Origin of the sequence: Marinobacterium sp. xm-d-564 (assembly GCF_013283345.1) — a bacterium.
Taxonomy (GTDB): domain Bacteria; phylum Pseudomonadota; class Gammaproteobacteria; order Pseudomonadales; family Balneatricaceae; genus Marinobacterium_E.
Genome location: NZ_WBYO01000001.1, coordinates 316,103 through 334,720, shown reverse-complemented (window position 1 = coordinate 334,720; position 18,618 = coordinate 316,103). Strand labels below are relative to the sequence as shown.

Here is an 18,618-nt window from a genome sequence, read left to right as displayed (position 1 = left end):
GGTGTCTACAGCTTCTCAAAAAGGAGGGCTCAGTATGCAAGACATCACCGGATTTGTCGTAAATTCGCTCAAACAGGGCGAGATAACACTGCAGGATGCAGCGAGAATGCTGGAGCCGCACTGCGAAACCAACGAGTCAGCCAAACAGCTGTTCGACGAGGTTAATGATATTCTCGCGCTGTCCAAATCGGTGAATGAGACGGACCCCTGTTAAGCTTTTCTTCAACCTCTACTGGTACTTTCGCTAACGCTTTGTTTAGAGAAGTGGCGTAAACAAAATGACCAAAACGAAAGCGATCTCGCTTGTTTCTGTTCTTGCGGTATTGATACTCGCGGGTAGCTGGAGCTATCTGAATCTGGTTCGCGAGACTCAGGGCAAAAGCTATTGGGAATGGCACAATCTGCGTGAGCAGGGGTTTGAGCAGCTGCGCCGCGAACTGCGCCCTCTCATTGATGTCGCTAAGGGCGCGCACTTTAATGCAGAACAGGTAGCAGCACAGGCAAAAAAAGTTGATGCTGCGGCTAAAGCGATTCCGACGCTCTTTGAAGCGGTTGCACCCGCCGGCGCGGCGGGCCCCGAGATCTGGGCGAGCAGTTCTGAGTTTGGGCAGATTCTTAACGCGTTTTTATCAAAGACTTCATCGCTAAGCACTAATCCACCCGCGACCGCTGAGGATCTGCGTGCCGCGATCGATGCCATTCAGCTTGATTGCGCTGAATGCCATCGAAATTATCGCGACTGAAACCTCTGCGACCTAAAGCGAGGCTTAATGCGCAATGCTACGCCCGCGACCTATACCGTAGTACTCCAGCCCCTCACGCTCGACAACCTCAGGGTCATACATGTTCCGTCCATCAATCACTACAGGGTAATTGAGCGCTGATTTGATCAGCTCAAAATCAGGCACACGAAACGCCTTCCACTCAGTACAGATAACCAGCACATCAGCACCCTGAAGCGCAGCCTCTTTGGTGCCTACCAGCTCGAGGTCAGAACGTGCACCGTAGATACGCTGCGTCTCTTCCATTGCCTCGGGATCAAAGGCGCGAACCTTGGCACCCTGCGCCCAGAGCTTCTCCATCAACACACGACTTGAGGCTTCGCGCATATCGTCGGTATTCGGTTTGAAAGACAATCCCCAGAGCGCGATCGTTTTACCGTTCAGATCACCTTTGAAGTAGTTCTCAACACGGTTAAACAGAACTTCCTTCTGTTTATAGTTAACCGACTCGACCGACTTCAGCAGTTGGGCGTCGTACTCAATACCATCAGCGGTTCGGACCAGCGCCTGAACATCTTTCGGGAAGCAGGAGCCACCGTAACCACAACCTGGGTAGATAAAGTGGTAACCAATACGCTCATCGGAGCCAATACCACGACGCACATTCTCTATGTCTGCGCCAAGACGCTCAGCGAGATTCGACATCTCGTTCATAAAGCTGATTTTGGTCGCCAGCATGCAGTTTGCCGCATATTTGGTCAGCTCAGCGCTGCGCACATCCATAAAGATCATACGATCATGGTTGCGGTTAAACGGCGCGTAAAGCTCACGCATGCGGCCCTCTACATAATCGCTGTCAGTTCCGATAACGATACGATCCGGACGCATGCAGTCGCTTACCGCCGCGCCCTCTTTCAAAAATTCTGGGTTGGATACAACGAAATACTCGATCGACTCGCCACGAGACTCCAGCACCGAAGCAACTTTTGCAGGGTATACGGATTTAATGGTTGATGGGGTGAAGGTGCCCCATCAACCATTAAATCCGTATACCCAAAATTGGGCTATTTTCAATTCTGAGCTTGGTCTTCTGATCTGCTGGACAGTGATAGTATATCGCTGTGATATACCGCTACTTCCAAAGAATCTATTCCAATTGCCAGAGCTTCAAAAAAGAGCTCACTACCTTCTCTACATGTAATCTGGTTTCCCCTTCGACGCTACGCGGAGGTATACGATGAAACGCCCGCACGATATCTAATCCAGTAATCATACTGAGAAACATCTCTGCTCCGAAGTCGGGATCCGCGCAGTTGATCAAACCTTCCTTGTGTTTCAGCGTCAACCATTCGCTTAACGCTTGGTGCGCGGCCATCACTCCGCCACTGTAGATATTATGGAGTATCTGCGTATGCTCCTCGGAGATAGATGCCATCATTCTCATCAGATTCATGTGCTCATGACTGACGATAAAATTAAGGAGCAATAATCCAAACTCTGATAAAGCATGGTGACAATCTTTATAGTCATTCGGTGACACTGTCAACGTGCCGTTTATCCTTTGCGACAGCTGTTGTATCACGGCATCAATTAATGTTTCTATGTCCGCGAAGCGCTTATAAAGCGTTACTTTCGACACACCTGCTTGCCGAGCTATCGCTTCCATTGACATCTTAGCTGGCCCCTTAGCGAACATAAGAGCGCAGGCTGCATCAAGAATCGCTGTATCTTTGGAGTGATCTAAAGGCCGGCCGACTCGACTATTGGTAATCAATTTATTTTCCGAATAACTTAATGTACGATACCGTACAGTAAATATTAATCAAATGAGAATAGCAAATATGCGCAAGGTTCTGCCGCCGCTTATACTAGCCCTTCTTCTCGTCGGCTGTGGCGACACCACTCCAACTGAAACGCCAACGACCGATGCACCTTGGGTACGCACGGTGGCGGTTAAGACGGACGACCACGACGAAATCAGAGCATCGGGAACCATTAGAGGGCATTATGAGACTCCTGTCTCTTTTCAGGTTTCTGGGCGCATTCTCAAGCGAGAGGTGGATGCTGGTCAGAAGGTAGCGAGTGGCGCTCTGCTTTTTGAACTCGATAAACGTGACTTAGAGGCTACTATGCAAGTTGCCAAAGCGGAACTTCAAACTGCACAGGTCGCCCTCGCGATCGCTCAAAATGAGCTCGACCGTCAACGCCAGTTAATTGAACGCAACTTTGTTAGCCGACAAACTCTAGAAGCATTTGAGCTCGCACTACAGAACGCGGAAAGCCGTCGTGATTCCGCCAAAGCTGTATTATCTCAAGCCCAAAACGGGCTTAGTTATGCTGAGCTACGTGCAGATAAATCCGGTGTATTAGCCGAGGTTACAGGTGAACCGGGAATGGTTGTTGGAGTGGGGCAACCTGTGGCACTCCTCGTAGAAGATGGTGATCTAGAGGTCGAAGTGTTCCTATCCGACGGCAACCAAGCTCCAGAATCAGGTGTATTAAAGCTACAAGAGCAAGATTTGCCGCTTCGTCTACGTGAGGTAGCTGGTGCAGCAGACCCAGAGAGTAGAAGCTGGAAAGCTAGGTACAGAATAGAAGCCGTGACAGAGGCGTTGAACATAGGGACTGTTGTGCAGGTTGCGCTTAACCGTAACACATCAGATGTCACCTTCGAGGTTCCCCTGGGCGCGCTTGATGAACGCAACCAGGGCCCTCAGATTTGGCAGGTTGTAGGCAATACAGCTCAACCAGTCTCAGTTGAAGTACTGGAATTGAAATTAGAGTATGCGACTATTCGCGCGCCACTAAACAGCGAAAGTCGCGTCATTGCCGTTGGCACCCATCTATTGGAACCTGGAATGGCGGTTAGGGAGCAGGCGCGATGAGTTTCCCCAACCTCTCAGCGCTTGCTGTACGTGAACGCTCAATTACTCTGTTTTTTATAATACTTTCTGTCCTGGCTGGTGTTTTTGCATTCTTCTCTTTGGGGCGCGCAGAAGATCCGGCTTTCACAGTGCGGGTTATGGTTGTCTCCGTTGTATGGCCAGGAGCTGAACCTGAGGTTTTACAAAATCAAGTCGTCGACCGCTTGGAGAAGCGAATCCAAGAGGTCGAATACTTAAGTAAGATCGAGACCACGGTTAGACCTGGTCGAGCAGACTTACAGATAGAGTTTGAGGATTTCTCACCTAGTGAAGTTGTGCCTGATCTTTTCTATCAAGTACGAAAAAGAATGCAGGATGAGGCGCACAACCTACCCTCAGGTGTCATAGGGCCGATAGTAAACGATGATTTCTCCGATGTGTACTTCTCCCTTATAGCTCTAACAGCTCCCGGCATGCCTATGAGGGATCTTAGTCGGGAAGCTGAGACAATCAGGGATCGGTTACAACAGCTCCCAGCCGTTCAAAAGGCGATGATACTTGGTGATCGACCTGAACGTGTGTTTATCGATTTCGATATGGACCGTTTAAATAACCTAGGAGTAACGCCCGAACAGATTTTTGCAGCGATCGATGCAAGTAACACACTCATTCCTGAGGGTTCTTTGGACCTAAACGGGCCGCGTGCCTATCTTCGTACACACTCTGATTTAAGCGACCCAGACAAGCTAGCAGACCTACCGCTCAGAGTTGGTAATGCATTGATACGCCTCTCCGACATCGCAGAGGTGAGTCGTGGATATGAAGATCCGCCAACCTATCTAGTGCGGGCCAATAGCGAAGATGCGATTCTGTTAGGCGTGGTCATGAACAAAGGTGAAAATGGCTTGGCCTTTGGTGAAAGCCTCGCAAACTTTCTCGATAAAGAGCGCTCCAACCTTCCTTTAGGTGTTTCGCTACAGGTGCTCACCAACCAAACGGATGCCATAAGCCAGGCTGTTGACCTTTTCCAGGTAAAATTTCTAGTGGCTGTACTTGTGGTGATGGCGGTCACTGTCATCGCTATTGGCTTCCGAGCAGGTCTTGTTGTCGGCATCGCAATACCGATCACTATCGGTCTGACGTTCCTCATCATGAAAATGGTTGATATCAACCTCGACAGGGTCACACTTGGTGCGTTGATTATCGCCTTGGGACTGCTAGTCGACGATGCAATTATCTCCATAGAGATGATGATCGTAAAAATGGAAGAGGGCTGGGATCGAATTCGTGCTGCAAGCCATGCATGGAATGTTACCGCAGCCCCTATGCTCTTTGGGACCCTAGTTACGACTGCTGGCTTTGTCCCTATCGGTTTTGCTCAATCGGGAGTCGGAGAATACGCCGGCAACATTTTCTGGGTACTGGCATTTTCACTGCTGATATCTTGGGTCGTCGCCGTCACCTTTATGCCCTACCTCGGGGTGAAGTTACTCCCTAACTATCAGAAACACGATGCAGCGAGCCTCTATCAAACCCCGATTTACACTAAACTACGGGCAATCATCACTTACTGTGTACGCTTTCGTAAGACAGTTATTCTAGTTACCGTTGCAGCGCTTGTTATGAGCGCAGCTGTGATGGCGATACTTGTTGATAAACAGTTCTTCCCAAGTTCTGACCGACCCGAGGTATTGGTTTCAGTCTATCTACCTCAAGGCAGTTCAATTAAAACAACGGATGCTACAGTACAAAAATTAGAGAGTGCGTTATCTGAGCTACCGGAGGTTAAGAGCCTCTCCTCTTACATCGGGGCGGGAGCTCCACGATTCTTCATTTCAGCAAACCCTGAGCAACCTGATCCATCCTTCGCTAAGATTATCGCAATAGGTGATGATGCAGCAGGACGCGATAGAATCATGGCCGCACTTAAGCAGAGAATTGCCAACGGCGAGTTTCCAGAAGCTCGAATCCGTGTAACAAGCCTGCTGTTCGGGCCACCGGTTGTCTGGCCTGTCAGCTTCCGTGTCGTAGGTCCTGATCAACAGATATTGCGCGATATTGCCTATAAAGTCAGAGATAAAATCGCATCTAACCCACACACTGTAATTCCGCACCTAGAGTGGGATGAGCGTGCTCCAAGCTTCCATCTTGATATGGATCTAGAGCGACTTCTATTAATGGGACTCACACCTAACGACGTGTCACAGCAACTTCAGTTTCAACTAAACGGAGTCGAAGTTGCCGAGGTACGACAGGATATAAGAAGTGTTCAAGTGGTCGCGCGTAGTTCACGCGACACTATACTCTTACCCGAACAGTTAGAAATCAAGACTCAGGATGGAAAGAAAATTCCGGTTAGGCAGTTGGGCAAACTCACCATTCAATACGAAGAACCTGTTATCAAACGCTACAATCGCGAACCCTTTCTAGCCGTGCATGCCGATGTCGAGGGGGCGCAGCCGCCTGATGTCACTAAAGCAATTTGGGATACGATGCAGCAGATTAGAGATGATTTGCCGGCCGGCTATCGAATTGATATTGGGGGATCAGTAGAGCAATCCGGCAAAGCCGATCAGTCTATCCAGAAGCTGCAACCGCTGATGCTCGCATTAATGCTGATATTTATTATGCTACAAATGCGATCGTTCTCTGGAACCTTCATGGTGTTTTTTACTGCACCGCTCGGGTTAATTGGTGCTGCTGTTGCACTCTTTATATTTGACCAACCCTTTGGCTTTACCGCCCTGTTAGGCTTGATCGGACTAGGCGGTATTTTGATGCGTAACACCATGATCCTGACTCAGCAGGTACAGGATAATTTAGAAGAAGGGTTGGCAGCAGGCAAGGCGATCATCGAGGCAACCGTCTCACGAGCTCGCCCCCTAATTCTGACAGCACTCGCGGCCATCTTCGCTTTTATCCCGCTTACATTCGACCTATTCTGGGGACCTCTGGCCTATGTATTAATTGGCGGGGTTATGATGGGGACATTTATAACACTGCTGTTTGTCCCAGCTATGTATGCATTGTGGTTTAAAGTTGAAGCACCAAAATATGATGATGCGCTTTAAACTGCGATTAAAACAGAGATTCAACGAGTCAACAGAATTGAACTTCAGGCTACTACCCCTAGTTGATTCATGAAGAATTAGAAATGAGGAACAGCTATCGCCTAATCAAAAGTGGAATTCGTAACTTACCAAACTAGATGTATAACGTATCAGCCATAAAATGTGGGAGTCCACCTTTCTCAAAATTTTGTCATTCAAAGCCTCTTTGATTGAATAAATTGAAGGTCCGGAAAGGGCCAAAACTAGCCATTTATGGTAATCCCGGAAATGGCAGAGAAGGGTCGGAAACAGACATCTATTATGTTGAGATAGTCAGGTTAGGTTCCGATTGTCATTCGGCAAGACTCCAAAAGTGATTAGTGGGGCCATGACCATTGCCTACGCAAAGCCTATCTGCTGCTTTAATGGCGTTGGTAATATAACCTTTAGACTCTAAAATGGCTTCTTGGATCGAGTAATTCTTACCAATAAAGGTGGCTAGTGCTGAACTAAGAGTGCATCCTGTTCCATGAGTGTTTTTCGTTTCAAAACGCTTTTCCTCAAACCATATAAGACTGCCGTCGGATGCTAAAAGATCTGGACTGTCTTTACCCTTTAGATGTCCTCCCTTAAGTAAAATTGATTCTACTCCCTGATTCAAAAGGTCTTTTGCTTGATCTTCCATTTCAGCTCTACTAATAGCTTCTTTTTGACCCAGAAGCACAGCAGCCTCCGGAAGATTTGGCGTTATTAAAGTGGCTAGTGGTAGAAGCGTATCTTTTAGTGCATTTACGGCATTTGAATCCAACAAAGGATCACCACTTTTGGCGACCATCACAGGATCTAAAACGATAGGAATATTTTTAGTTTTCAAACACTCTGCGACAGTTGTAATTATTTCGCTTGATCCTAGCATTCCAATTTTGATGGCATCCACACGAATATCATCAAAAATAACATCTAGCTGAGCTTTGATTAAACTAGCTTCTATCAACTTTACAGCCTTAACCCCAGAGGTATTCTGTGCAGTCACTGCTGTGACAACAGACATTGCGTAACCACCTAATGCAGAAATAGTTTTAATATCTGCTTGAATGCCCGCCCCTCCTGATGAATCTGAGCCAGCAATAGTAAGAATGTTCTTGATCATGTTTTGTTCCACTCTTTTCTAAGGTTTTCTACCGATTGTTTTGGATCATCCGAACGTGTAACTGTTGATACAACTGCTATACCTAAAACTCCAATGGATTTAAGAATAGGGATATCAGATGATGACATTCCTCCTATCGCATATGTTGCAATAGATGACTGCTTGACAGCATCTTTCAAACCATCAAACCCAATAGGTGGAGCATGATCTGACTTGGTTTGAGTTGCTCTGATAGGGCCTATACCGAAGTAATCAGCAATCTGCTGATTCGCTTCATTGATTTGAGAACTATGCTCAATGGACAGACCTAAAATTTGAGTTGGGGCAAGTGATGCTTTGATAGCAGCTAATTCACCATCACTCTGACCTACATGAAGTCCGCACTGAGGCAACTCTTTAGCCACGTTTACTCGGTCATTCAGAATTAGTTCGCAATCATATCCCTTGAGGTCTTTCATAAGCAGAACTGCTTTACTGAAATAGCCAGCATCACTGATATGTTTGTCACGATACTGAATTAAATGCGCACCGCCTTCAGCCGCAAAGTTAACCTGATCTCTAATAGACCAGGGTGATTCAGTATCGGTGATGACATAAATAGGGCCAAGTCGGTTCACAATGTAACCTGGGAACGACTAGTCACTGCATCCCCAGACAGAGATGCAAGTGTATCTACGAACTCTACCCAGAATGAACCAGGACCATTACATTTATTCTCGGCTATTTCACCCGCTATGCCGTAGTACGTTAAAGCTGAAACTGTAGCTTCAAATGACGGTTGGCCAATACAGAATGCAGCAATAACCCCATTCAAGGAGCAGCCCATAGTCGTTACTTTACTCATGAAGTAGCTGCCATGAGGAATCTCTACAATTCGTTCACCATCAGTGACGATATCAATCGCCCCGGTAACTGCGACAACAGATCCGAACTGCTTAGCTAAGGTTCCTGCTGCATCAACAGCTGAATCTACTGAATCTCGCCCATCAACGCCTTGGCCCGAACTTTCAAGACCTGCGAGAGCCATGATTTCAGACGCATTACCACGTATTACGGTTGGTTTTAAAGCCAGTAATTGTTTAGAGGCTTGTTGTCGATAATTGGTTGCACCAACGCCTACAGGGTCAAATACCCAGGGCTTACTCTGAGAATTCATCTGCTTGGCTGCTTTACACATAGCTTCCAACCAAGCAGGCTCTAAGGTTCCAATATTCACAGTCAGTGCATTTGAAATTGCTGCAAAGTCTTCAACTTCTTCTAGGCTATGCACCATAGCTGGTGATGCACCGGCAGACAGCAAAACATTTGCCATACTGTTCATGGATACAAAATTAGTGATGTTGTGAACTAGTGGTGATGCAGAACGCATCTGATCAAGGTAGTGTCCGATATTTTCCATGGTCTCTCCAAGGCCACAGAGAGACGGGGAATCCTAGCTTTATGACTAGTGGATTCTCGACTCCCTACGCCAGCATTATCTGGTTCAGGTACTAAGGGTGCTTCTCAGCCTTTTGGCGCCCCTGTCTTTTTTCAATGTATTTTCTACGCTCGCATTTGTAAATAGATCTCTGTTGATTTGTTTCATTTTTGTGTTTATTTTAAAAAAACTTGTCGGAGTGCCTTATTGGCTGAGATCGCACATTGTGCGGGATCCGCAGAACCTGAACGGGTTAGAACCCGCGTAGGGAACAAGATTTCTTGATTCTGCAGTCACCCTTATCTTGGGTCGCCACGTATCTATTCGATACCACTCGACAAGCAATCCAGTTAGTTCAGGAGTGCTTATGTCAGAAAATACAAAATCTACCAGCTCACAAACAGCTCAAGAGTCTGCGAGAGACTTTATCTACTCACTATCATCAAACCCTTTGCCGGGTTCGGAGAGAATCTATGTCCAAGGATCTCGTGCGGACATACAAGTTCCCATGCGAAAAATTAGATGTAATCCAACACCGATAGCTGGTGAGAAAGATGCCTCAAATTGGGAGCAGAACGAACCTATCTATGTGTACGAAACAGCGGGTGCATACTCGGACCCCAATAAGCACATAGACGTTACAGAAGGGCTTGAGCCTCTTCGTGAGGGATGGATCACTGAGCGTGGAGACACAGAGGTCTTAGATGTTTTAAGTTCTGAATATGCTCGCTTACAACAGATAGATATTCGAGGAGAAGCAAAGCGTTTTCAAAAACGAGTTCGTATTCGCAAAGCCTTGAAGAGCAAATGTGTTACTCAAATGCACTATGCGCGACAAGGGATCATCACCCCAGAAATGGAGTTTATTGCTATCCGTGAAAATCAAAACCTGGAAGCGATAAAAAGCGAGCTGCTACGTAAACAACATCCAGGTGAGAGCTTCGGAGCCAATATTCCTGAAAAAATAACAGCAGAGTTTGTGCGTACAGAAGTTGCAGAAGGTAGGGCTATTATACCCTCTAACATCAACCATCCTGAGTCTGAACCTATGATTATTGGGCGCAATTTCCTAGTAAAAGTGAACTCTAACATTGGTAATTCAGCAGTTACTTCTTCAATAGAAGAGGAGGTAGAAAAGCTTGTATGGTCAACTCGATGGGGTGCGGATACATTGATGGATCTATCAACTGGCGATGACATCCATCAGACGCGTGAATGGATTATTCGTAATTCACCCATACCCATCGGAACAGTACCCATTTATCAGGCACTAGAAAAAGTTGACGGGATTGCAGAGAACCTTAGTTGGGAAGTCATAAAAGATACGCTTATTGAACAAGCAGAACAGGGCGTAGATTACTTTACGATCCACGCAGGGGTGCTTCTTGAATACGTACCTATGACTGCCAATCGTTTAACAGGGATTGTCTCTCGCGGTGGTTCCATTATGGCTAAATGGTGTCTATTTCATCACCAAGAAAACTTCCTTTACACTCACTTTCGGGAGATATGTGAGATCTGTGCCGCCTACGACGTAGCACTATCCCTCGGTGACGGACTGCGTCCAGGCTCAATCATGGACTCAAACGATGAGGCTCAATTTAGTGAGCTTCGAACACTCGGTGAGTTGACGAAAATTGCTTGGGAATATGATGTTCAGGTCATGATCGAAGGTCCTGGTCATGTTCCGATGCAGCGAATTCAGGAAAATATGACTGAAGAGTTAGAGCATTGCCATGAAGCACCGTTTTATACCCTAGGACCTCTGACTCAGGATATAGCACCTGGTTACGACCACTTCACTTCAGGGATTGGTGCAGCTCAAATTGGTTGGTATGGATGCGCCATGCTCTGTTACGTGACCCCGAAAGAACACCTAGGTCTACCTAACAAGGAGGATGTGAAGGACGGGCTGATAACATATAAAATTGCAGCTCACGCCGCTGATCTCGCTAAAGGCTTCCCTGGCGCACAGGTTAGAGATAACGCCCTGTCAAAAGCTCGATTTGAGTTTCGCTGGGAAGATCAATTTAATCTCTCGCTTGATCCATACAGGGCTAAAGAGTTTCATGATGAAACGATGCCTGCACCCGCAGCAAAGGTAGCCCATTTTTGCTCAATGTGTGGTCCTAAATTCTGTTCAATGAAGATCAGCCAGGAAGTAAAAGAATATGCTGATATCAAAGCACATGGTATGAAAGAGATGTCAGGTAAATTTGAAGAGCTTGGTTCATCTTTGTATCACGCTAGTAACTAGGAAAATATTGGGCAAGTAACACTAGCTAACTTCGGGGACCCATTGTCTACTCCTGGGACGCGGATCATGAGGATTCGCAAGGAAAACAATGGGATACCTTAAGGGATCTCAAGGTTTCTAAAGTGTCTCTCTGTAATCTATACCAAGTAATTGGTACCGATGGTCGGACCTATAGATACCCCAAGAACACCACCTTTCCTTGCAAAACATATACTTACACACCTTGGGTTCACCCTCAAGAGACCTTTTTGTGTCTACGGTTTTGTCTACGGATAAGTCCCTTTACCCGTAGGACGCTCTAACTCTCTTTCTGAGCTAAATTCACCGAAAATCTTTAAGACACTCATCAATTGAATCGGATAATGAGCAACCCCCCTTCACCCTATCAAAATCGTAAGCACTAATGAGCAAGTAGATTGAAATTCAGATTCTTAAGTTCCCCTAACGATAGAAAGTTAGCTCGTAAGTGTTCTCTATATGGAACACTTAAATCATTGCAACCCGCATGAAACCTGACTTTCTAGTTTCTTTCAATTAGATACTAAAGGGGATAAAAAATTGACTTGTAGACTAGATGCTTCCGTTTTTGAAGTTGCAGAACCAACATTTCCATATGAAGAACGATCTTGGGGAAGATATAACCATTCTATGCAGCGTAAGATCGTTGAATGTCTCAAGCAGGAAGGAGAGCCAGATATCGCATCACAAGTTTGTCTAGATAATGAAGCAAATGAACAACTAGTAACCTACTCAATTAATACTGGTTTGGTTCTAGATGTTAGACCATGCAATTTAAAGGACGAAGTAGTCAACTTTAGACAGTCCCATCCAATATGGTCTCTTTCTCAGGAAGACCATGTCAGGCTCTATTTTAAAACCTATCAACATATGGAGTTAACTGTCGATCGCATGTCCTATGCTTTGACTGAGAACCTTAGCAAAGCTGCGCGCAAATACCTTACTTATCTACAAGATAATGTATTAGGAAGAAATTACTGTTTGGTAAACATTAGTGACCTGACGGCATACGTTGGAGACGCCTATAGAAAAGCTAAGCTTGAGTTGACCAGATTCAATTTCTTGCGCAACGTTAAAACACGGCTTCCTAAGCAATTGAGCCTAGTGCAAGTAAATCCATTGCTAATGTATCGTGGCATGCCTTTAAGTCAGAAAAGCAGCCCTGTTGATGATTGGTACAAATCTATAAAGCCCAGGGTGAAGGGGGGTTACTCATTATCCGATTCAATTGATGAGTGTCTTAAAGATTTTCGGTGAATTTAGCTCAGAAAGAGAGTTAGAGCGTCCTACGGGTAAAGGGACTTATCCGTAGACAAAACCGTAGACACAAAAAGGTCTCTTGAGGGTGAACCTAAGGTATGTAAGTATATGTTTTGCAAGGAAAGGTGGTGTACTTGGGCAGTCTCTAAGTCCGACCATCGGTACCATTCAATGAGTACTAAGAGAGCATCTAGAGAAAACACGACCTTGAGTCGTGTTTTTTTATGCCTAAAATTACTAAGAAAACCTTCCCAGTTACCAAATACTTTATCTAACCCCTAAATATAGAATCACTCAGTGACAGAGTGATGACATATGATCCTTCCCTAGGTATTCTTACTCAATTGTTAACCAGACAGTCAGACAGCGACTGTTCTTTCAGCCACCAAGAGAAAGCGATTTAATGGCAGATGCGCTCTTAAAGATTAATGGCCTGACGAAGGCATACCCGGGTGTTGTCGCCAATAACAATGTCTCTTTCGAAATCAAAAAGGGCGAAGTTCATGCCCTTTTAGGTGAGAACGGTGCCGGTAAAAGCACACTGGTTAAGATGATCTACGGCCTGGTTAAACCTGACTCTGGCCAAATGACACTCAACAACTCCGACTACTCGCCAGTGTCGCCCAACGCGGCTCGCTCATCCGGTGTTGCGATGGTGTTTCAGCACTTCTCTCTTTTCGATGCGTTAACCGTTGCTGAAAACATTGCACTGGGCATGGATGACGCACCCAAGCCACGTGAGCTATCCAAGAGTATTGAACTCGTCTCACATGCCTATGGATTACCGCTTGAGCCAAACCGTATTGTAGGGACCCTGTCGGCGGGTGAACGTCAACGCGTTGAGATTATTCGCTGCTTGTTACAAAACCCTGAGCTTTTGATTATGGATGAACCCACGTCGGTTCTGACTCCCCAAGAGGTCGAGATCCTATTCAAAACTTTGCGCCAGCTTAAAGAGGAAGGCACCTCCATTCTTTACATTTCACACAAGCTTGAAGAGATTCGTGCTCTGTGTGATGAAGCGACCGTACTTCGCCATGGTGAGAAGGTCGCAACCTGTGTGCCGTCAAAAACCACGGCTCGCGAGATGGCGGAGATGATGGTGGGTGCCAGCTTTGCAAATCCGGTTAAATCCAGCCGAAATATTGGTGAAACTATACTCTCTGTAAAAGCGCTCTCTTCAACTTCACAAGATCAATTTGGCACTTCACTTAAATCGATCAGCATTGACCTTAAAGCCGGTGAGATACTGGGTATTGGTGGGGTTGCAGGTAATGGTCAGGACGAACTACTTTCAGCACTTTCTGGCGAACTTAAAACGAACGCCAACGCCATTCAATTTAATGGCGAGCCCATCGGTGAGCTAGGCCCTATCAAACGTCGTCAGCTAGGTCTTCTGAGTGCACCAGAAGAACGATTAGGTCACGCAGCAGCTCCTGCCATGTCACTTAAAGAGAATACTGTGATTACCGCAGCTCGCCGTATGGGACTGCTAAAAAGTGGTTTTGTGAACTGGTCCAGTGCCACAGAGTATGCCGAAGAGGTTATTGAAGACTTTGACGTGCGTACCCCAGGCACTCACACTCCAGCAGGCTCTTTATCAGGCGGTAACTTACAAAAATTTGTCGTGGGCCGTGAGGTTTTGCAAAAGCCTGAAGTGCTCGTTATTAACCAACCCACCTGGGGAGTCGATGCGGCTGCAGCGGCTTCTATTCGGCAAAAACTATTGGACCTCGCCGATAATGGTGCCGGTGTCATAGTGATCAGCCAAGATTTGGATGAACTGCTAGAGATCAGTGATCACTTCTGTGCGCTTAATGAGGGCTCACTCTCTGAAATCGTTCCCACTGCAGGATTAGGTATGGATCAAATAGGTTTGATGATGGGCGGATCAACTGCCTCTGTTGAGGAGAGTGCACAGTGATTCGTTTTGAAAAGCGGTTAGCTCCGTCACGAACAACCACTATCCTGACTCCGATTATCGCTGTCATCCTTACCATGATTGCCGGCGGCATTATGTTTGCAGCCCTGGGTAAAGATCCGTTTGAAGCTATCCGCATCATCTTTTGGGATCCACTGTTTGATGAGAACTTCGCCTCCTACTCACGACCACAACTACTGGTTAAAGCAGGCCCACTCATTCTTATTGCTATTGGACTGTCGGTCGGTTTTAAAGCGGGCATATGGAATATTGGCGCTGAGGGCCAGTACATTATGGGGGCTATCTTTGGTGCCGCTGCTGCACTGGCCGTCTACCCTGCTGAATCACCCTTTATTTTCCCAGCAATGATCATTGCTGGCGCTTTCGGCGGCTGGCTCTGGGCTATGATCCCTGCAGTTCTTAGAACCAAGTTTAAAACAAATGAGATTCTCGTCTCGTTAATGCTGGTCTACGTTGCTGAATCGATTCTAGCTTCCGTAGCGCAAGGCCTATTAAAGAACCCTGACGGATACGGATTCCCGGGTTCACGCAACCTGCAACAGTACCCAAGTGCGTTCAATGGTGAAGTGATTGCCAATTCCGGCATGCACTGGGGCGTCATCAGTGCATTTATTGCGGTGATCTTTACCTACGTCATGATGACTCGCCACATTCGTGGGTTTGAAGTTCGTCTAATGGGTGAAGCACCTAAAGCAGCCCAATTTGCCGGTGTTTCTACGACACGTCTAATTGTCTTCTGTCTTGGTTTCTCTGGAGCCTTGGCGGGTCTAGCAGGAATGTTTGAAGTGGCAGGCCCAGCAGGCCAAATCACCATCGACTTCAACTCTGGATACGGCTTTACAGCCATCATCGTTGCCTTCTTAGGACGACTTCACCCAGTGGGTATTCTGTTAGCTGGTCTATTAATGGCACTGACTTACATCGGCGGTGAATTAGCACAGTTGATGTTGGGACTTCCCGGCGCCTCCATCCAGCTATTCCAAGGTATGTTGCTTCTATTCTTGCTGGCGACGGATATGTTTACCAACTACCGAATTCGATTGGGAGCGGCTCAATAATGGATCTTTCAGGAATCAGCCCCGTCCTTTTGATCGCCTCTTTAATGGTTTCAGCCACTCCGATCTTGCTGGCTGCCATTGGTGAGACCGTCGTAGAAAAGTCCGGCGTGCTTAACCTAGGTGTTGAAGGCATGATGATTGTCGGTGCGGTGGTAGGTTTTATAACCGCTGTCAATACAACTAGCCCTGCCCTGGGGTTCGTAACGGCGGCTATTGCAGGTGCGTTGCTATCGACTATCTTCGCAACCTTGGTGCTCTTCTTTAAATCGAACCAAGTGGCGACTGGCTTGGGGTTAACCTTAGTCGGCTTAGGTATCTCTGCGCTGTTGGGTAAACCTTATGAAGGGATCAAGTCACCCACCCTTCAAGCCTTCGAGATTCCCGTTCTATCAGACATCCCTGTATTGGGGCCTATGCTGTTCTCACACGATCCAATGGTCTATATCTCTATTCTGATCGTGGCAGCCGTTTGGTTTGTTCTTAAGTACACGCGCATCGGTTTGGTACTTCGCGCAGTAGGTGAAAATCACGATGCTGCTCACGCCCTGGGCTATAAGGTTATCCGCATCCGTTTCATGGCGATCATGTTCGGTGGTGCTTGTGCTGGCTTGGGCGGTGCATACATCAGTCTGGTTCGTGTCCCACAGTGGACCGAGGGTATGACAGCGGGTGCGGGTTGGATCGCACTGGCAATTGTTGTATTCGCCAGCTGGAAGCCTTGGCGAGCACTATTGGGCGCTTATCTATTTGGTGGCGTCACCGTGCTGCAGCTTAATCTGCAAGCAGCTGGTGTCGCAATTCCAGTTGAGTACTTGTCTATGTCACCGTTTTTGATAACAATTCTCGTACTGGTCATTATTTCGGCAAAAGGGAATCACGGGGCACCCGCCTCCCTTGGCCGCCTGTTCCACGCCTCAAACTGAGGTTAAAAAAACTCACTAGGGAGACCCTATGAAACTTAAATCAATCCTTACTACTGCGGCTGCGGCGATCACGCTTAGCTCTGCAGCAATCGCAGCCGACGTTAAAGTTGGTTTCGTCTACGTTGGCCCAGTGGGTGACGGTGGTTGGACTTACGAGCACAACCAAGGCCGCCTAGCGGTTGAGAAGCACTTCGGTGATCGCGTTGAAACGATCTACCAAGAGAGCGTTCCAGAAGGTGCTGACTCTGAGCGTGTTATGACTCAGATGGCTCTTCAAGGCGCTGATCTAATCTTCACAACCTCATTCGGTTACATGGATCCAACCATCAACGTTGCTAAGAAGTTCCCTAAAGTGAAGTTCGAGCACGCGACTGGCTACAAGCAAGCAGACAACGTATCTGTCTACTCTGCTCGTTTCTATGAAGGCCGTGCAGTTCAGGGTCACATCGCGGGTAAAATGACTAAAACCAACAAAGTTGGTTACATCGGTTCATTCCCAATCCCAGAAGTTATTCGTGGCATTAACTCGGCTTACATCCACGCTAAGAAAGCGAATCCAAATGTCGAGTTCAACGTTGTTTGGGCTTACACTTGGTTCGATCCAGCTAAAGAAGCAGATGCAGCTAAAGCTCTAATCGAGCAAGGCGCTGACGTTATCCTTCAGCACACTGACTCAACTGCACCACAGGCTGCTGCACAGGAAGCGGGCAACGTAATCACTTTCGGTCAGGCATCTGACATGGCTGAATACGGTCCAATGCCACGCGTTTCATCGATCATCGATAACTGGGCACCATACTACATCGCACGTACTCAAGCAGTTCTAGACGGTACTTGGGAATCAGTAAACACTTGGGACGGTATCGGCGCTGGCATGGTTGGCATCGGCGAGATCTCGTCTGCAGTACCTGCAGACGTGAAAGCTGAAGCAATCGCACTACGTGATGCACTAGCTTCTGGCGAATACCACGCATTCACTGGCCCAATCAACAAGCAAGACGGTTCTGCTTGGTTGGCTGAAGGCGAAACAGCGGATGATGGTACTCTTGCAGGCATGAACTTCTACGTAGAAGGCCTAAAAGGTTCTATCCCACAATAAGCTGAAATTGCTTTGAAAGAGCCCTGGTAACTGAGTTGCCGGGGCTTTTTTATGGGCAACTATTTGAAGTTGTCTGGGCATCAATTTGAGTGGAAAGTGTGTTTAAATAAGACTTAGTTCAAACAATGTGATGATTATGGAATTAGATCTAACACCATTTAACAACGCTCTTAAGAAGCTAATAGAAGGATTGGAGCGTTATCAGCTTGATACCTCAGACGATCAAGTCCGTGACGGTTTAATTCAACGCTTTGAATTCACGTACGAACTCGCACATAAGATGATTCGCCGGTACCTTGTTGAGAGTTCCGCCAACAGTGACAGTATTAATGAACTCAGTTTTCAGGGTTTAATTCGCACGGCTTCTGATAAGAAATTAATTAAAGGCAACTGGTCAGATTGGAGCACTTATCGAGAGATGAGGGGTAAAACTAGCCATACTTATGACGAAAGCGTTGCCATCCAAGTAGTGGAAGGAATTCCAGCATTTATTGATGAAGCTGTTCACCTGCAAAAGATATTAACGAACAAATGCCAGAACTCAATCTAGATCATTTACGGATCAGTGAGCACGAATTAGAAACGGTAAGAGGCATCCTTGAATCGGAAGTCTCTGGCATTTCAGTCATAGCATTTGGCTCCAGAGTAACTGGAAAATCTCGACCCTACTCAGATCTAGATTTAGCTATTATGACTGAGACCCCTCTTGGCTTGAGCAAAATTGCTTCGATCAAAGACGCATTTGATCGGTGTGACCTAGTTTGGCCGGTAGACATTGTAGACTGGTCTACAACCTCTGAACGATTTAGAAAAATCATAAAAGATTCATACGTTCGAGTTCAGTGAAGTTCAAACAAA

The 18,618-nt window shown here is 46.7% G+C and carries 16 protein-coding genes, 1 pseudogene and 2 riboswitches; of the genes and pseudogenes, 12 read left to right on the top strand and 5 right to left on the bottom strand.

What is annotated here, in order from left to right:
• Positions 1-34 precede the first annotated feature (34 nt).
• Positions 35-214, top strand: coding sequence for a hypothetical protein (locus XMD564_RS01730; protein WP_173507694.1), 180 nt, complete (start codon positions 35-37; stop codon positions 212-214).
• Between the two features lie 64 nt (positions 215-278).
• Positions 279-743: a cytochrome c gene (locus tag XMD564_RS01725; RefSeq protein ID WP_173507693.1), complete on the top strand. Its 465-nt coding sequence runs from the start codon at positions 279-281 to the stop codon at positions 741-743.
• Between the two features lie 24 nt (positions 744-767).
• Here XMD564_RS01725 and XMD564_RS01720 read toward each other — a convergent pair.
• Together XMD564_RS01720 and XMD564_RS01715 are read right to left on the bottom strand one after the other, a co-directional pair.
• Positions 768-1,712, bottom strand: a pseudogene (locus tag XMD564_RS01720) (UDP-glucose/GDP-mannose dehydrogenase family protein); the annotation flags it as partial.
• 157 nt (positions 1,713-1,869) lie between these two features.
• The gene (locus tag XMD564_RS01715) at positions 1,870-2,496 is read right to left on the bottom strand and encodes a TetR/AcrR family transcriptional regulator (RefSeq protein WP_173482550.1); all 627 of its coding nucleotides are present in this window, start codon (positions 2,494-2,496) and stop codon (positions 1,870-1,872) included.
• A 67-nt stretch (positions 2,497-2,563) separates the two neighbouring features.
• On the opposite strand from XMD564_RS01715, the gene XMD564_RS01710 reads away from it, so the two are divergent.
• Both XMD564_RS01710 and XMD564_RS01705 read left to right on the top strand, forming a co-directional pair.
• Complete coding sequence (locus XMD564_RS01710) at positions 2,564-3,607, top strand: efflux RND transporter periplasmic adaptor subunit (RefSeq protein ID WP_173480188.1); 1,044 nt, start codon at positions 2,564-2,566, stop codon at positions 3,605-3,607.
• Positions 3,604-6,657 carry an efflux RND transporter permease subunit gene (locus XMD564_RS01705; RefSeq protein ID WP_173480189.1) on the top strand — a complete coding sequence of 1,018 codons (3,054 nt, stop codon included), beginning with the start codon at positions 3,604-3,606 and terminating at the stop codon, positions 6,655-6,657. Before XMD564_RS01710 ends, XMD564_RS01705 begins: the two co-directional genes overlap by 4 nt.
• A gap of 331 nt (positions 6,658-6,988) precedes the next feature.
• Here the strand turns inward: XMD564_RS01705 and thiD are convergent, their stop codons facing one another.
• From thiD to thiM, 3 genes are read right to left on the bottom strand one after another with little or no spacing between them, the layout of a single operon-like run.
• Entirely contained in the window at positions 6,989-7,786 is a 798-nt protein-coding gene (gene thiD / locus XMD564_RS01700) for a bifunctional hydroxymethylpyrimidine kinase/phosphomethylpyrimidine kinase (RefSeq protein ID WP_173498158.1), read from the bottom strand.
• A complete protein-coding gene (thiE, locus tag XMD564_RS01695) occupies positions 7,783-8,403 on the bottom strand; it encodes a thiamine phosphate synthase (RefSeq protein WP_173507692.1) in 621 nt (206 codons plus the stop codon). The genes thiD and thiE overlap by 4 nt, the downstream gene beginning before the upstream one ends.
• Positions 8,400-9,185, bottom strand: a complete 786-nt coding sequence (thiM, locus tag XMD564_RS01690) for a hydroxyethylthiazole kinase (protein ID WP_173484663.1) — start codon at positions 9,183-9,185, stop codon at positions 8,400-8,402. The genes thiE and thiM overlap by 4 nt, the downstream gene beginning before the upstream one ends.
• 44 nt (positions 9,186-9,229) lie before the next feature.
• A riboswitch (TPP riboswitch) is annotated at positions 9,230-9,318 on the bottom strand.
• Between the two features lie 70 nt (positions 9,319-9,388).
• A riboswitch (TPP riboswitch) is annotated at positions 9,389-9,491 on the top strand.
• 79 nt (positions 9,492-9,570) lie between these two features.
• Between thiM and thiC the strand changes: the two genes are divergently transcribed.
• From thiC to XMD564_RS11545, 8 genes are all read left to right on the top strand, one after another.
• On the top strand, positions 9,571-11,460 hold the full coding sequence (gene thiC, locus XMD564_RS01685) for a phosphomethylpyrimidine synthase ThiC (RefSeq protein ID WP_173505638.1): 1,890 nt from the start codon (positions 9,571-9,573) through the stop codon (positions 11,458-11,460).
• A 648-nt stretch (positions 11,461-12,108) separates the two neighbouring features.
• Positions 12,109-12,735, top strand: coding sequence for a hypothetical protein (locus XMD564_RS01680; RefSeq protein WP_173483624.1), 627 nt, complete (start codon positions 12,109-12,111; stop codon positions 12,733-12,735).
• A 406-nt stretch (positions 12,736-13,141) separates the two neighbouring features.
• Positions 13,142-14,662: an ABC transporter ATP-binding protein gene (locus tag XMD564_RS01675; RefSeq protein WP_173507691.1), complete on the top strand. Its 1,521-nt coding sequence runs from the start codon at positions 13,142-13,144 to the stop codon at positions 14,660-14,662.
• Entirely contained in the window at positions 14,659-15,738 is a 1,080-nt protein-coding gene (locus XMD564_RS01670; RefSeq protein WP_173506515.1) for an ABC transporter permease, read from the top strand. The genes XMD564_RS01675 and XMD564_RS01670 overlap by 4 nt, the downstream gene beginning before the upstream one ends.
• On the top strand, positions 15,738-16,661 hold the full coding sequence (locus tag XMD564_RS01665; RefSeq protein ID WP_173507690.1) for an ABC transporter permease: 924 nt from the start codon (positions 15,738-15,740) through the stop codon (positions 16,659-16,661). The genes XMD564_RS01670 and XMD564_RS01665 overlap by 1 nt, the downstream gene beginning before the upstream one ends.
• 28 nt (positions 16,662-16,689) lie before the next feature.
• Positions 16,690-17,760 carry a BMP family ABC transporter substrate-binding protein gene (locus XMD564_RS01660; protein WP_173480617.1) on the top strand — a complete coding sequence of 357 codons (1,071 nt, stop codon included), beginning with the start codon at positions 16,690-16,692 and terminating at the stop codon, positions 17,758-17,760.
• Between the two features lie 136 nt (positions 17,761-17,896).
• Complete coding sequence (locus tag XMD564_RS01655; RefSeq protein ID WP_217361984.1) at positions 17,897-18,310, top strand: nucleotidyltransferase substrate binding protein; 414 nt, start codon at positions 17,897-17,899, stop codon at positions 18,308-18,310.
• The gene (locus tag XMD564_RS11545) at positions 18,292-18,606 is read left to right on the top strand and encodes a nucleotidyltransferase family protein (RefSeq protein ID WP_173488614.1); all 315 of its coding nucleotides are present in this window, start codon (positions 18,292-18,294) and stop codon (positions 18,604-18,606) included. The genes XMD564_RS01655 and XMD564_RS11545 overlap by 19 nt, the downstream gene beginning before the upstream one ends.
• Positions 18,607-18,618 lie beyond the last annotated feature (12 nt).

Excerpts from the sequence above, each read along its gene's own strand:
- XMD564_RS01730 (WP_173507694.1), top strand. The coding sequence starts at position 35 with ATGCAAGACATCACCGGATTTGTCGTAAATTCGCTCAAACAGGGCGAG.
- XMD564_RS01725 (WP_173507693.1), top strand. The coding sequence starts at position 279 with ATGACCAAAACGAAAGCGATCTCGCTTGTTTCTGTTCTTGCGGTATTG.
- XMD564_RS01710 (WP_173480188.1), top strand. The coding sequence starts at position 2,564 with ATGCGCAAGGTTCTGCCGCCGCTTATACTAGCCCTTCTTCTCGTCGGC.
- XMD564_RS01705 (WP_173480189.1), top strand. The coding sequence starts at position 3,604 with ATGAGTTTCCCCAACCTCTCAGCGCTTGCTGTACGTGAACGCTCAATT.
- thiD (WP_173498158.1), bottom strand. The coding sequence starts at position 7,786 with ATGATCAAGAACATTCTTACTATTGCTGGCTCAGATTCATCAGGAGGG.
- thiM (WP_173484663.1), bottom strand. The coding sequence starts at position 9,185 with ATGGAAAATATCGGACACTACCTTGATCAGATGCGTTCTGCATCACCA.
- thiC (WP_173505638.1), top strand. The coding sequence starts at position 9,571 with ATGTCAGAAAATACAAAATCTACCAGCTCACAAACAGCTCAAGAGTCT.
- XMD564_RS01680 (WP_173483624.1), top strand. The coding sequence starts at position 12,109 with ATGCAGCGTAAGATCGTTGAATGTCTCAAGCAGGAAGGAGAGCCAGAT.
- XMD564_RS01675 (WP_173507691.1), top strand. The coding sequence starts at position 13,142 with ATGGCAGATGCGCTCTTAAAGATTAATGGCCTGACGAAGGCATACCCG.
- XMD564_RS01665 (WP_173507690.1), top strand. The coding sequence starts at position 15,738 with ATGGATCTTTCAGGAATCAGCCCCGTCCTTTTGATCGCCTCTTTAATG.
- XMD564_RS01660 (WP_173480617.1), top strand. The coding sequence starts at position 16,690 with ATGAAACTTAAATCAATCCTTACTACTGCGGCTGCGGCGATCACGCTT.
- XMD564_RS01655 (WP_217361984.1), top strand. The coding sequence starts at position 17,897 with ATGGAATTAGATCTAACACCATTTAACAACGCTCTTAAGAAGCTAATA.
- XMD564_RS11545 (WP_173488614.1), top strand. The coding sequence starts at position 18,292 with ATGCCAGAACTCAATCTAGATCATTTACGGATCAGTGAGCACGAATTA.